Source organism: Bythopirellula polymerisocia (assembly GCF_007860015.1).
Classification (GTDB): Bacteria; Planctomycetota; Planctomycetia; order Pirellulales; family Lacipirellulaceae; genus Bythopirellula; species Bythopirellula polymerisocia.
Genome location: NZ_SJPS01000001.1, coordinates 246484 through 259244, shown reverse-complemented (window position 1 = coordinate 259244; position 12761 = coordinate 246484). Strand labels below are relative to the sequence as shown.

Annotated in this window: 12 protein-coding genes; 7 read left to right on the top strand and 5 right to left on the bottom strand. The window is 52.9% G+C overall.

The annotated features are described in order from the left end of the window. Positions 1-4: 4 nt before the first annotated feature. Complete coding sequence (locus Pla144_RS01030; protein WP_146447467.1) at positions 5-394, bottom strand: GntR family transcriptional regulator; 390 nt, start codon at positions 392-394, stop codon at positions 5-7. Positions 395-767: 373 nt separating this feature from the next. Here Pla144_RS01030 and Pla144_RS01025 point away from each other — a divergent pair, with 373 nt between their 5' ends. After that, positions 768-1028, top strand: a complete 261-nt coding sequence (locus Pla144_RS01025) for a hypothetical protein (RefSeq protein ID WP_197530298.1) — start codon at positions 768-770, stop codon at positions 1026-1028. 5 nt (positions 1029-1033) lie between these two features. Then, positions 1034-1978, top strand: coding sequence for a DUF1559 domain-containing protein (locus Pla144_RS01020; RefSeq protein WP_146447465.1), 945 nt, complete (start codon positions 1034-1036; stop codon positions 1976-1978). Positions 1979-1990: 12 nt separating this feature from the next. On the opposite strand, the gene Pla144_RS01015 is transcribed toward Pla144_RS01020, so the two are convergent. Together Pla144_RS01015 and Pla144_RS01010 are read right to left on the bottom strand one after the other, a co-directional pair. Beyond that, complete coding sequence (locus Pla144_RS01015; protein WP_146447464.1) at positions 1991-2836, bottom strand: EF-hand domain-containing protein; 846 nt, start codon at positions 2834-2836, stop codon at positions 1991-1993. Positions 2837-3028: 192 nt separating this feature from the next. Further along, a complete protein-coding gene (locus Pla144_RS01010) occupies positions 3029-3679 on the bottom strand; it encodes a TVP38/TMEM64 family protein (protein ID WP_146447463.1) in 651 nt (216 codons plus the stop codon). A 142-nt stretch (positions 3680-3821) separates the two neighbouring features. On the opposite strand from Pla144_RS01010, the gene Pla144_RS01005 reads away from it, so the two are divergent. The 3 genes from Pla144_RS01005 (at position 3822) to Pla144_RS00995 (ending at position 7265) form a co-directional block, all read left to right on the top strand. Further along, positions 3822-4922, top strand: coding sequence for a hypothetical protein (locus Pla144_RS01005; protein ID WP_146447462.1), 1101 nt, complete (start codon positions 3822-3824; stop codon positions 4920-4922). 542 nt (positions 4923-5464) lie between these two features. Continuing rightward, positions 5465-6700 (top strand): ROK family transcriptional regulator, encoded by a 1236-nt coding sequence (locus Pla144_RS01000; protein WP_146447461.1) that lies wholly within the window; start codon positions 5465-5467, stop codon positions 6698-6700. Positions 6701-6941: 241 nt separating this feature from the next. Then, a complete protein-coding gene (locus Pla144_RS00995; protein ID WP_146447460.1) occupies positions 6942-7265 on the top strand; it encodes a hypothetical protein in 324 nt (107 codons plus the stop codon). 835 nt (positions 7266-8100) lie between these two features. On the opposite strand, the gene Pla144_RS00990 is transcribed toward Pla144_RS00995, so the two are convergent. Together Pla144_RS00990 and Pla144_RS00985 are read right to left on the bottom strand one after the other, a co-directional pair. Continuing rightward, the gene (locus tag Pla144_RS00990; protein ID WP_146447459.1) at positions 8101-8592 is read right to left on the bottom strand and encodes a hypothetical protein; all 492 of its coding nucleotides are present in this window, start codon (positions 8590-8592) and stop codon (positions 8101-8103) included. Further along, entirely contained in the window at positions 8576-9670 is a 1095-nt protein-coding gene (locus Pla144_RS00985) for a DUF1559 domain-containing protein (RefSeq protein ID WP_146448927.1), read from the bottom strand. The genes Pla144_RS00990 and Pla144_RS00985 overlap by 17 nt, the downstream gene beginning before the upstream one ends. A 357-nt stretch (positions 9671-10027) precedes the next feature. Between Pla144_RS00985 and Pla144_RS00980 the strand changes: the two genes are divergently transcribed. Continuing rightward, positions 10028-10831: a PEP-CTERM sorting domain-containing protein gene (locus Pla144_RS00980; protein WP_146447458.1), complete on the top strand. Its 804-nt coding sequence runs from the start codon at positions 10028-10030 to the stop codon at positions 10829-10831. A 203-nt stretch (positions 10832-11034) separates the two neighbouring features. Continuing rightward, entirely contained in the window at positions 11035-12717 is a 1683-nt protein-coding gene (locus tag Pla144_RS00975; RefSeq protein ID WP_146447457.1) for a gamma-glutamyltransferase family protein, read from the top strand. The last annotated feature ends 44 nt before the right edge of the window (positions 12718-12761 follow it).

The following is a 12761-nucleotide window of genomic DNA, read 5'->3' as shown; positions in this document are numbered from 1 at the left end:
CACCTCATTTGGCTGGCCGACGCGCGGCCTGCAATTCATCTTGGATAAGTTCCTGAATCTGAGATTCATCGAGCCCACTCTGATGCGCTTCAACAAGTACGTCGTGCAAACGGGCGCGAATGAGTCGTTTTCGCTCGGCCATGCAGGCCCGCTTAGCGCCATTCTCAACAACGAGCCCTGTACCTCGCACCTGGGAGAGAACCCCGTCGTCCTGCAACTGCCGATAAGCCCGGGCGACCGTGTTAGGATTGATCGCCAGCTCCTTGGCTAACTCCCTTACACTGGAGACCATCTCGCCGGCAGAGAGCGCCCCGTCGGCCACGGCAAATTTCACCTGCCGGACTATTTGATCGTAAACGGCCAGACCGTTATCGGTTTCGATATGGAGAAACATCTTGTGGCGCAGGCTTCCAGCCTGTGAACTATACGAAAAATAAGTTAACTGTACTACTGAGATAGTACGGTAACACGACACTTCGTGCCTGTCAAGCAGATTTCAAGATTTGTTAGCCGCAACGCGGTAGTCGAGTTGAGCTCGGCGCAGCGGAGCGCGGAACTTCCCCGCGCAGCACAAAAATGACAATTTGTCACCTGGATTATCTCCCCATATGGAAGAAACCCAAATCCAACTCCTCTCCAACTCGGGTAGTATCTTGGGAGCAGCCAATGCGAACCCATCCAGAGAAACGAACCCTTGCCAAATGTAAGCCAGCTCACCAACAATGGAGTAAATCTTTGGAAGAATTGACTTTGCTCGAGTTGTGAATATGATCCCGCTCAAACTCCTAAGATCCTTGATGTTAATCTTGCTCTTGGGCTGCAGTATGCAGGAGGACAACTCCCCAACTATGGTCGACGACGACCACACACATTATCACGTTCATGGAGCAGAAATCGCTCACGACCATGATCACGAACTCACCCAATCAACCGCCCACACCCACGCACACCTGCACCAGCGTAACACAGAAGATGAACCACAAATAAACGAAACCCCAGTTGCGGACACTGAGAATCACGAAAGATAAAACAAATGCTTCGTAAGTCAGATCAACCTCAAATCACTCTTCGCGGTTTTACCCTGGTAGAACTTTTGGTCGTGATCGCCATCATCGGCGTACTCGTGGCACTCTTGCTTCCTGCCGTCCAAGCGGCCCGTGAAGCGGCGCGCAAGAACTCATGCAAGAACAACCTGCGGCAGGTGGGCTTGGCGATGCACAACTATGAATCCTCCCTGCGCCATCTGCCACCGGGCTACGAATATCTGCAAGGTCCTGAGGGCAATGATCGCGGCTACTCGTGGGGCGCATGGCTCTTACCATTCATGGAGCTTCGCACCATGTACGATCAATTCGATTTCGACAAACCGATATTCGACAATGTCAACGCCATGGTGCGGGAACAGCACATCGAAACGCTACTTTGCCCAACTGATGACTTGTCACCCACCAACTTTGTCGAGATGCAAGAAAACGAGCGCTATGCGATGGCCTGCTATGTGGCGAATTTCGGCGCGCCCGATCTGGACGACGATCAGGAGCAAACGCTGGGGGACACAAATCCATTTGGACCCTTTCAAGGAGCTTGGGCGCCCTTTTATCGCAATAGTGAAACGAGGCTGGCAGAAATCTCCGACGGCACTTCTAACACTCTCATGCTCGGCGAGCGGCAAAACGGACCCTTCCGCACCGCAGGTGTGCATGGCGTACATGTCGAATACGAAACGACTTGGGCTGGCGCGGTCCGCGAAATTACTGACCCCACAGACGACCATGGTCACATGGTCCTCTTTCAGACCGGCCACACACCGAACCATCCCGAGAGTGACGACCGCGATGTGGCAGCCCCACACGCAGGCGTTGCTCAGTTTCTGCTCTGCGATGGCTCGGTCCACTCGGTCGACGAAAACATTGAGTTCGATGTCTACCAAGCCCTTGGCACCATGAACGGAGCAGAAACCGTGGCAACGGTGAATTAGTTACTATTCACCTCATTGCTGCGGCCGGCGTCGCGCACGCTCGCTGGGGTCAAACCCACCTTGGCCCTGCCCTCCTTGAAAGCGCTGCATCCGCCCGCGCGCGGTTTCCATCGCTTGCCGGACTTCCTTGGCATTCAAATGGCCGTCGCCGTTGGTATCTGCATCGCGCAACATACCAAGGGCTTGCGGGGATACTTCGTCAGGCGAAAGCATGCCATCGCCGTTTCGGTCACCGGCCATGAGTTGCTTAGTCATATCTTCCGGATTACTCGCTGCACCGCGACCACCAAATCCACCTGGCCCACCGGGCCCACCCCGGCGATCGCGCATCGATTGCATTGCCTGTCCGAGTTCTGCGCGATCAATTGCACCGTCGGCATTCAAGTCCGCACCAGTCAACATGCGTGCTAACTGCTCGGGGACTTCGTCAGGAGTTAACAGTCCGTCGCCATTGAGGTCGTTTTCCATGATGCGGTCGATGAATTGATTTGGGTCGCCGCCGGGTCCACCGGGCCCTCGCTGGGGCGTCACTTCATCGAGTGTGAGATTGCCGTCACCGTCGGTATCGAGTTTTTTCAGTCCGACGATGGCTCGTTTGAGTTCTTTGGCGGTAATAGTGCCGTCACCATCGATATCAATGGCCTCGAACATGAGATTAGGGGCAGGTCCCCGGCCCCTGCCTCGGTCACCCCTGTCGCCTCGATCACCGCTATCCCCCCGGCCACGATCCCCACGATCACGGGGAGCACCATCATTGTCAGAGGAACCACCAAAGGCATCTTCATCAGGATTTTGAGCCACGGCCATTGCCGTAAATCCGCCAAACAACACAGCGATCAGAAGCAAACGGCATAACATGACTTTTCTCCTCAAAATTAAGAATAGCGGGCAACATGAGGAAGCAGCTACTTCGCCTACACGCAAAGCTTCCGCACATGCAACCCCGCCGACAAGGGCGAGTTTCTCAGAAATCGTGTCCCGACATTCAATTGTGGGAGTTTCTTATCCCGGCTGTCAACTGCGCCCGAATTGGGGGGAATTCTTGATGACTTAGTCCTTGCTCCGGTGCTTGGCCAGGAATTCCCTCATCCACCAAGCAATTAGCCCTGGCAGGGCAATAGACGTGCACACGGCCGCAGGGAGCCAGCCGTGGTTTCCGGCGGATTGCCCCAGAGCTGAGTAGATACCCGCCACGACGAGATTGCTTCCCACGAGTGCCGGCAGGAACTTTCTCCAGCGCATTTGCAATGTGCCCACCAAGAGAACGCAAGCCTCAGCCAGGATAGGCAGGGGTCTCGTCAGCAGCACCATCCACCCGCCCTGCTGTGAGGTGGCTTGCGACATGTTACGCAAATGTTCTTTGGAAGCGAGCCGCTCAGCCAGTGGCATGCCCCAGCGCCGAGCCAAACCAAACGCAACCACCCCTCCCAAAGTCATGCCGAGTGTCGAAGCGGCGGTTCCCAGCAAAAATCCAAGTTGACTTCCGGCTAGGGTGCTGATTGGCCCCGACGGAACAGGTAGAAAGACATCGCTGGCTAGTACTGCCGTAACGACGACGAACATTTGCCAACGTTCGGGTGGACCTGTCTGCCAACGATCGACAAGTGATTGGAAGCTCTCACCTCGCAGCGCAAGTAGCACCAGCGGTAAAACCAGCACAAGCGATATCAGAAGCAGGGGCTTGATGAGCGGATTATTCATGGTGGTGAGACTACATTAAATCCTGTTTTCCACTTAGGTCGATGCCATTGTAGGGCATCGTGCAAGAAGATCGATCCATATTTCGTTTAGCCGCAAGCCGGAGGCAAGCGTGCCAACCTCACGGTAAGGAACTCACTGGCGGATGGCTCATTCTAAAGAAAATAACGAACGCTTAACGACCATTGTCTGCACACTGGTTGCCATTGCAATTCTCGCTGCTGGAGTGACAGCCCGGCAGAACGATTCTTCCTCCAGCAATGAACCAGAACAGTGGGAGTCAGACGTACGTTATCAAATCAAAACGGTTTTCCGCCACGACGCTCGCAAGCGCGATGAACGTCTGGCCGAAGTGGAAGCCGTCATGGCTGCTTGGAAAGAATCCACGCAGAGCGACAGCGATCGCGAGCTGCTGATCGATTGGCTCTCCGAGACGGCCGTACGATCTATACCTGGTAGTATCAACGACTTGCCATCGGCTCCAGAATTCAGCGGGCGCGAATCCAATAATCTCGCGCAGTCGCAATCAACAGTGTTGCCTCGACAGGTTTTAACCCCTCCCCTATTGATCCCGAAATTACTGAGTGGAACAGCACCTCTTGAGAGGCAAATCACACCGACCCCCTATGACCCGTTTGCAGAGATTGAAGAGACCCCCTCCGAGGCCCCGAAAAAAATAGCGGCTCTAGAGCAACCACCTTCCGTGATCCCGACTCAACAAAGGGCCGTCAACAAACGCAACGCAACGTCGGCAACCTGGCCACCGGCCCCTCTGCCTGGGTCGTCCCTTGTGAGCTTTGACACAATTGATGAAACCAGTCCAGCCGAGCAACCGATTCCCGTTGCTGAGCCACCCGTAGCCGAACCAGTCACCGTCAATCTCACGGAACTTGCGGCCCGCGTTGCCGGATATCACGACGTGCTTGATGAGATCGAGACGTCACTGCTACGTGCCGACAGTGCGAATTTGACCTTAGTTGCCGAGCAAGCAAATCGCCTCTACGCAATGACCCGCGACTATCGGTTCTTGAAGCTTTATTACGAGTCACTGACTGAAGCGGAACAACGGTCTATCTTGGAACCCCGTCCTCTGAGTGCCACTCTCCGAGAAGTTGATCGCCAGCTTGATCGCTACGAAGCGTCGCTTGATTCCGACTTCCTCGGTTCCATCGACGGAGCCCAAGCCGAACAGATTGCCGAGTTGCGTGAATTGCTGTCGGCCATTAACTCGCGGATGGACAACTGATCGAATCGGTTGTCTTACTTCTCACTCCTTGACTCCGCAAAAACTTTGTTGGACCGTCAAATACTTGTTCTGGATAGCTCACTTGCGCACTCCGTAATCCGGTTACCACGTTTACTGCAGCTGTCTCGAACGATCCTGCAAGCAGCTTTTGCACTCGAATAAATGCTTAGCCTGCAATTCTCTTTGTGAGCCGAGAAGCTATATCTCGCGTATTTTTTGGTTGGATTGCCGGCAAAGCAGCGAATGTTAGCTTCGTATCCTATGAAGCTTGACACCTTAATTTAACGCCACTTAAAATAGGCAGTGGTTCTTAAGTTTAACCTCAAGAACGGATTCGTGGCTCGCAGACTTCCAAGCCCCATTGAATGGTGCCCACATCTATAAACCTGCTGGTCATTAGATACAGATGGAATCGATGAGGTAACGCCGACTGAAGCAGAGGGAATTTTCTAGTAGACCGTCAGATATTTGCGAAGACATAGGTCGCTGAGCAAGCCGTTTTTGTAGTATCTCCCTATTGAAGCAAAGTGTGTGACAAACTCATGAGCAATGTTTCTCCCTTTCAGCCCAAACTTCTCAGCAAGATCAACGAACGTCTGGTCTTGAGGATGATCCAAGAACGAGGCCCTTCCACACGCTCGGAGATGTCCAAGTACATTGGTGTTACTTTCCCCACGGTTGCTAAAGCCGTTTCGTCTCTCCTGGAGTCGCAACTCCTCGAAGAGATTGACGATGCCTCAGCAGGCCCTGGTCGCCCGGCCAAGCGACTTCGCCTAGCAAGCGAAAACTCTCAAGTCATCGGTATCACACTTAGCGGAGACGAATGCACTGTCGTTGCCGGCGACTTGAATGGCACCGTACACAAAGAGAGTGTCCTCCGTTTTCCCACTCCTGCAACTTATGAATTACTACTCGCCGAAATAGAGACTTGTGCAAAGAGTTTTATTTCCAGCAGTGGCAAGTCAACGCTAGGTGTGGGAGTGAGCGTCCCCGCCGTGATTGACTACGGTAAGCAAGTTGCCATCATGTCTGCCAACCTGCCGCTCGTGAACGGCAAGTCGATTGGTAAAGACATCCAAAACCTTTTGGGGCACGAGTGTGTGATCATCCACGATTCGCATGCACTGTCTCTTTCGGAACGTCTGCATGGAAACGCAAAGGAACTTTCCAATTTTGTGATGCTCGATCATTGTATCGGTATTGGCTTGGGTCTGATGGTGGAAGGGAGATTTTTGACCGGGGATAGTGGATTCGCAGGTGAAATTGGCCACTCTCCTGTCGTCCTTGATGGCGAGTTGTGCAAATGTGGGAAGAAGGGTTGCCTGGAAACTGTGGCCAGCGAATGGGCGGTGGAAGAACGTGTCTCAAAGCTCTTAGGGCGACCTGTTCAGATTTCCGAAGTGCTGGAATTGGCGCAGGGGGGCAATCTGGAAGTCATGCAGGAATTGGAAAGGATGTGTGACTACCTGGCCATCGGCGTGGCACACGTCGTGAATATACTTAACCCTGGTACGTTTTTCATTTACGGGCGAGTCTTTGAAGCATGCCCTAAGCTATTCGATCTGCTTGTAGAGAAAACGGAAGAACTTGCGTTGAAACCTTCGGTGGCTGCCTGCAGCTTTGCTCGCGCGAATGGCTCTCTGCTGGATGGAACCGTGGCAAGCGTTATCAACTATCTCACGGACTCACTGGTACCCAACCTGGAAGACTATCTGAGTTCTTTGAGCCAAGGTGATTCTCAAAACTCGATTGCAGATGAGACGTTGGTCCCAAGTTGAGGCTCAGGAAACAATGAGCCGACGGGAGCAGAGTAGCCGTATTTTCTCTTATCTCACAGATCACTTCGACGACACGTTCGTCCAAATTTCGATCTCATGCCAGGGCTCTTTTCAAACACTACAAGCGATGAATCGGCAGTTTTTGCCGATTTCTCTTCGAATCTATCTTTTCGGCACGCATTTCGCATTGGTTTTTCCTCGACCATTTGGTCATTGAGTTCTGCAAAAGGGGAAACCAGAAATGAAGAGTGTCATGTTGATTGGAGCGGTATTGGTCACCAGCTATGTCGCAGGATATGCGAGTGAAGCCAATGGCCAGGGACTTTACATTAGCGTAGGACAGTCACGCCATCACGGCGGTTGGAATGACGGGAATTACCGAGGGTTCTACGGAAACAATTATCGGGTGCATCACCCGGGCCATTGGGGTGGTGGGCATTTTTACCACGACACCAGCCACTACGACTATCATCCGGGTGGTTACGTGCGACACTACAACCACTTTGATTATGTCCCCGGTCACTACGATTACCACCAGACCGGCCACTGGGATCACGGGAATTGAGCCCGTTTGGCGTAATGAGTTAGTCCGGTCTGCCACGCCTCTCCTATACTGCACGCGGGCAGCTTTGACACATTCCCTCATTGGTTGTTTTCGGCACTTTTTGTCGCCTTTCGCTCCGCGAAAGTAGCGCTACTTTTGCGGAGCGAAAGGTGATTATTTAGGCCATTCTGAAACGCGAACAGAATATCAAAGTCGATCCCACAGAATTGTCCGCTGGGGGACCGCAGCTTGCGTAAACCTAGCAATCTCTGCTCGCTTCTGCGCACCGGGGCAGGGGTTTTGTCACGCCTCATTTATCGAAATTCGTTTTTTTTATTAAAAAACCCCCTCACTTTTCGTCGGTCCGAATTGCTTCAACCCGTTAGCGAGTCGAGTCTTGCGTAAAACACAACGCCCTCGGCGGTCCGGAGTTTTGTAACACAAAACCCTTCACGCGATCACCTTCCCTTCGGCTCCGCCTGGTTGTTTTAGTCGCCTCTCCTTCAATACAGATAACCCCAGCCTAACTGTTGTCAGGGGGGAATCGAATGATTGATTGGTAGTTTCTCATCGCTAGAAAAATGGGGCGCCCCAGCGCTCGAACTCTCACGCAAACTCCACGCAGCACCAGTCATCCTCTAGCCAGATCATTCAACTGTCGATTGGTCCGCTGCATCTGAACCGGTGCGAACTTCTCAGCTCATTGGCTCTAAGAAAACCCTGTGCTTTGCTCTCATGGGTCATTATATGAAACAGATGACCGTTAGTTAGTGGCGATTTTTGGGGCCACGGTGGAGAATGTGGGCTCTGCTCTGACGAGATCCAACCGTCTGCCGTGTTGTGGTAAACCAGAGGACTACCGGCGGCGACGAGGAGTGGGGGCGACTTTCTCGAGATTAAAGTCGAGTTCGTCTCTGTCGTCAGTGATCTCGACTTCGAGTGTGCTCTCGGTGTTGTAGGCGGCTGGGATGTATTGAATTAAGAAGTCCGTGGGAGGCGAGCCATCCTCACTAGGGATCTTTTTGCCACTTGGCTTGCGGGCTTCGATCCACACAGTGTATGTGCCAGCTACGGGGCCCTGCGAGGCAGGGATGTCGTAATGACCATCGACAATATCAGCTGCGATTCCTTTACGAGTGGTTGTATCGGAAGGCGCAAACCCGATTGTCCCATCCGTCACATGTTGAGCATCGTAAGTGACTTGGCCGCTGAGGGCAAAACGCTGGGGTCCCCCGCCACTGCAACCCCAACAGAAAAGCTCTGCAAATAGAATTAAGGCAACTGCGCTACGCGTGGGCTGAGCAAGGGTAGCAAAGGCTGATATTATGAATCTAGAATCTGGAATCAATGACCTCTCCACCGTCGGAGGTGCCGAGGGCTAACCAAACTAAGGGATCAATATCGTCAGAAACAAACCTTGTAGAGCCGTCTGCCATAGCAAGATTTACTCCTCCATTGTGGTAACTTCGAGCTGTGTGTTGCCACAATCCCAAGTAGCCACCGGAAGTTGGCCGACAGGGGGCGATATCTTTCGGCGCTCCTTGACGATCACACCAGCGCGTAAAGTCCTCAGCCCTGAAACCATTTAAGTCATTTCGTGCGCCAAAGGCCACGTTGGGCACCCAGTCGTGCATATAAAGTGAAGATGGACCAAAGTGCATCGCACCACGCGTATCGGCAACATCTCCATTGGGAACCAATCTCAATTCACAAATGGCAGCGGTATTGCTTGTGCCATCCGTGAATGCCCCAAACTTGCGACCCTTAATAGGGGTCAATGTGCTGACCACAAATGTCCCAAGAGCTGTCATGTGAACCCCGGTAGGACTGGGGCGAGCTTTCAGAGGATTTCCGCCCGCAGACGTGTCATTCAACCATCCCGATAGCTGATCGTTTGGTGAAATGTCGTCGGCCCAAAACCATCCTAGGCCGGCGTTGCCAACATAGTTGCCTCGGGCTCCATAGAAATCATTTACAATACCGATGTCGGCAGCTTGGTTCACTTCAGAGGGGCAAGCAAAGGTCTTCAAAAAAATATGATGCGCTGGAGTGGATGAATTTTGATTGACTTCTAATCCTTGGGTCCAATCCATGATTCCTTGAGCGTTCGCCTCTTCAATATAAGGCATGATTAGCGTGATCCAGCTATACATCGATTTAATCTGCGATCCACCATTGAAGAATGGGTCGCGAACATCGCCAGGGGGAAGGGTGCCTCGAGCACTGGCAAAATTGTGGGTTGCCAGTGCTATATTGTGTAAATTGTTCACACACTGGGAGCGTCTTGCCGCTTCGCGAGCGGCTTGGATGGCTGGCAACAAGAGGGCGACCAAAACACCGATGATGGCGATCACCACCAAGAGCTCAACCAAAGTGAAAGCGAGGCGCGAACGAAACGCTCGCGAACGGGCTATGCGACGAACCATTGCGGCTATCTCCCCTGAACAAACGTGCAGAAAGAACAATTGCAGGCGGGTGACCCAAAGTGCGGACCATCTTGGATTGTACGAATTTACGACACCAGGCACAATTGTTCTTCGACAAATAATCGGGAAAAAGCATGAACTACCTCCTAGGGTTGGCTAAAATCTCTGGCCGGGTCCGGATACCCCAGTCGACTCGGAAGGCTGTTTTTTGCAATTTTTGGCTGAATTCTTTGGCGTACCCGACACAAAGTGGCTAAACTGCAAGGTGCGTAAGTTTCGTCGTACTTTGGATTCTTGCCAACAATCGAGGGTCGATTGGGCAAGATCAGGGTTTCCGTCATCTTAGGGGAATGTCTAATGAAGCAGTTATGTAGTTTTTCACTTGCCTGTGCGTTGGTTTGCGCCGCTTCCGTGGCGGAGGCGACCATCTTGGATGATTTCAATAGCGGCACGATCGTGACCGACTTCCAGTTCGGCGATGCCAGCGGCACCCAGATTCCTAACACAGTCAACTCCGCGGCGGGCGGTCAGTCTTTTGACTCCGATTCTCCTGATACTGACAATGTAGTTACAAACGGTTCGGGTCAACTTGATGCTTCTGGAAAAAACAATACTGATTTCGGGAGTAACTACGTCGATATTGCAGGCATTGCTTCCGGGCGTGTGATCGGGTTGTTCGATGTGTCTTGGGCCTTCGATGAGAATGTCTATGACGCGGCACAGGATGAAGAATTTCGCTTGTCGTTGATTCAGTTCGACCCAAGATCCACTTTTGTTACTGGTGAGATCTTTTTTACGCGCACTTCCGCTACGGCAGTAGAGTTGGTGGGCAATGCGGTCGGTACCGGCTCGTCCGACACACCAACGGTCACTTTTGGAAGTAGCGGAAATCTCTTGACTATGCTCGACTTGAATCTGAGTGCCAGCACTATGGAGCTGTTCTATTCCTCAGACAATGGTGCGTCATTCATCTCTGCTGGCTCGGGTGCTCTAGATCCAAGCCGCGGCATTGAATCCGTTCGCCTAGTTATCAACGAAGATTTTACAGGCGATAGACTGCTAATAGATCGTTTTGCAGTGTCGGTTATCCCTGAGCCGGCTTCCTTAGCTTTGATTGCTTTGGGACTCGTTGGGATAGTGGGTCGTCGTCAAAGAGGCTAGTTCATTTAGATTTCATCTGATCTAGTTGATTTATGCTTCACCATTCGGGGCTTCGCGCAATTGCACGAAGCCCCGTTTGAATTGTAGGCCGGAACCAGCAACGCGAGTTCCGGCAGAATGTCACAATTAGCACTGCAATGCCGGAACTCGTATAACTCGTTCCGGCCTACAGAGTAACTCAACAATTAGTTTTGGGACTAGAAATGACTTTCGCGAAGCTGTTCGTGATGTTCATAATCGTGTTTTCTATTGCGAGTGCCAATGCTCAGCAGGAGGTCGAGGCCGAGAAGTATGCCGTCGCCAGTGGGCACCCTTCCGCCACTGCCGTTGGACTAGAAGTCTTACGCAACGGAGGCAATGTGATCGATGCGGCAATTGCCACGTCGCTGGCCGTCGGAGTCACTGAGCCATACGGTTCAGGCTTGGGAGGCAAACTGATCCTGCTCTACCGCGAAGCAGCAACAGGAAAAGTGTATTCCATCGTCGCACTATGTTCTTCACCTGCCGAGTTGGATGCCGAGGCCTTTCGAGGGCTTTCGAAAGATCAACGTGAGCACGGATATCTTGCGGTGGGAGTGCCCGGACTCGCTGCCGGACTCGATGAGGCTTACGAGCGTTGGGGATCCAAACCCTGGCAGGAATTGGTTGAACCCGCTGCAGAGTTGGCCGAGGCGGGCATAGAGATCGATGCGACGATGCAAGGGCTCTATAAGTCGCATGTCGCTGACTTGCAGAAAGATTCCGAGGCGTCGGACCTTTATCTCTATAAAGGCGAACTGCCTCCGGTGGGGGCACGACTCAAAAATGCGGATCTGGCGGCTACGCTCCGGGTGATTGGTGATCAAGGCGGACGGGCTTTTTACGAGGGGGCGACGGCCGAGAGTATTGTACGAGCGGCCCAGAGAGCCGGCTCAGCCATGTCGCTAGACGATTTTCGCAACTATCGAGCTGAATTCGGCGATCCGCTCGTGATCGATTATCGGGGACACCAGATTTATTCTTGTCCCCCTCCACTTACCGGTGGAGCCACCGTCCTTGCAGCACTCGAAGCAATGGAGCAACAACCGCCACTTGCAGCGGAAGCAGGTTTTCTGACCTATGCGAACCGAATGGGCCGGACTTACTTAGGTCTCTATCCAGAGATTCAAGATCAGATTGGCGATGCGGAGACCTCTCGCAGTGCAGCCGAGGCGCTGCTCACTCCGGAGTCCGCCGTGCGACTGGCTGCCGCAGCTCAAAAGGTCGATCCGCAAAACCCCTATCCCAAAACTAAGAATGTAGAAGCGGCTGCTGATGGCTTACCATCAGCGAGCACAACTCATCTGGTCGTGGCCGACGCAGCAGGCAATATGGTGAGCCTGACACAATCCCTGAGTTTGCATTTCGGGGCAGCAGTGGTAGCCCCCGGTACAGGCTTTTTGCTTAACGACAGTCTTAGTAATTTTTCCATTCACGATCCGGAGAACGTCAATCACGTAGCTGCTGGTAAACGGGCTCGCAGCACAATCGCTCCGATCCTGGTCACGCAGGGGGACCGGGCGGTGTTGACGTTAGGAATCCCCGGGGGGCAACGAATTCCAACGACGACGACCCAGTTGTTGTGGCAGTTTTTTGACCGTGGAAAGACTCTGGAGCAAACCTTTGCGGCACCTCGGTTTCACCTGATGCGGCCCGTGACGGCAAAGCAGCCGTTCAATCTGATGGAGTTTGAAGACGATGCCCCGGCCAGTTGGGATCAAGAACTGGCCGACCTGGGGTGGAAAACAAAACGTTACCCTCGCAATGGTCATTATTTCGGGGGAGGCAATGCAATTCAGGTTGAGAAATCTGGCAAATTGATCGGAGTGGCCGACCCCAGGCGCACTAATTTTGTCGCGGGAGATTAGAATACAAGCACGTATAAGTAAGTGGGGCAGGCATCCTGCCTGTC

Bases quoted from the DNA above. Each gene is read 5' to 3' on its own strand.
- Pla144_RS00985 (WP_146448927.1), bottom strand. From the start codon at position 9,670: ATGGTTCGTCGCATAGCCCGTTCGCGAGCGTTTCGTTCGCGCCTCGCT.
- Pla144_RS00980 (WP_146447458.1), top strand. From the start codon at position 10,028: ATGAAGCAGTTATGTAGTTTTTCACTTGCCTGTGCGTTGGTTTGCGCC.
- Pla144_RS01000 (WP_146447461.1), top strand. From the start codon at position 5,465: ATGAGCAATGTTTCTCCCTTTCAGCCCAAACTTCTCAGCAAGATCAAC.
- Pla144_RS01005 (WP_146447462.1), top strand. From the start codon at position 3,822: ATGGCTCATTCTAAAGAAAATAACGAACGCTTAACGACCATTGTCTGC.
- Pla144_RS01020 (WP_146447465.1), top strand. From the start codon at position 1,034: ATGCTTCGTAAGTCAGATCAACCTCAAATCACTCTTCGCGGTTTTACC.
- Pla144_RS01025 (WP_197530298.1), top strand. From the start codon at position 768: ATGATCCCGCTCAAACTCCTAAGATCCTTGATGTTAATCTTGCTCTTG.
- Pla144_RS00975 (WP_146447457.1), top strand. From the start codon at position 11,035: ATGACTTTCGCGAAGCTGTTCGTGATGTTCATAATCGTGTTTTCTATT.
- Pla144_RS01010 (WP_146447463.1), bottom strand. From the start codon at position 3,679: ATGAATAATCCGCTCATCAAGCCCCTGCTTCTGATATCGCTTGTGCTG.
- Pla144_RS00995 (WP_146447460.1), top strand. From the start codon at position 6,942: ATGAAGAGTGTCATGTTGATTGGAGCGGTATTGGTCACCAGCTATGTC.
- Pla144_RS01015 (WP_146447464.1), bottom strand. From the start codon at position 2,836: ATGTTATGCCGTTTGCTTCTGATCGCTGTGTTGTTTGGCGGATTTACG.
- Pla144_RS01030 (WP_146447467.1), bottom strand. From the start codon at position 394: ATGTTTCTCCATATCGAAACCGATAACGGTCTGGCCGTTTACGATCAA.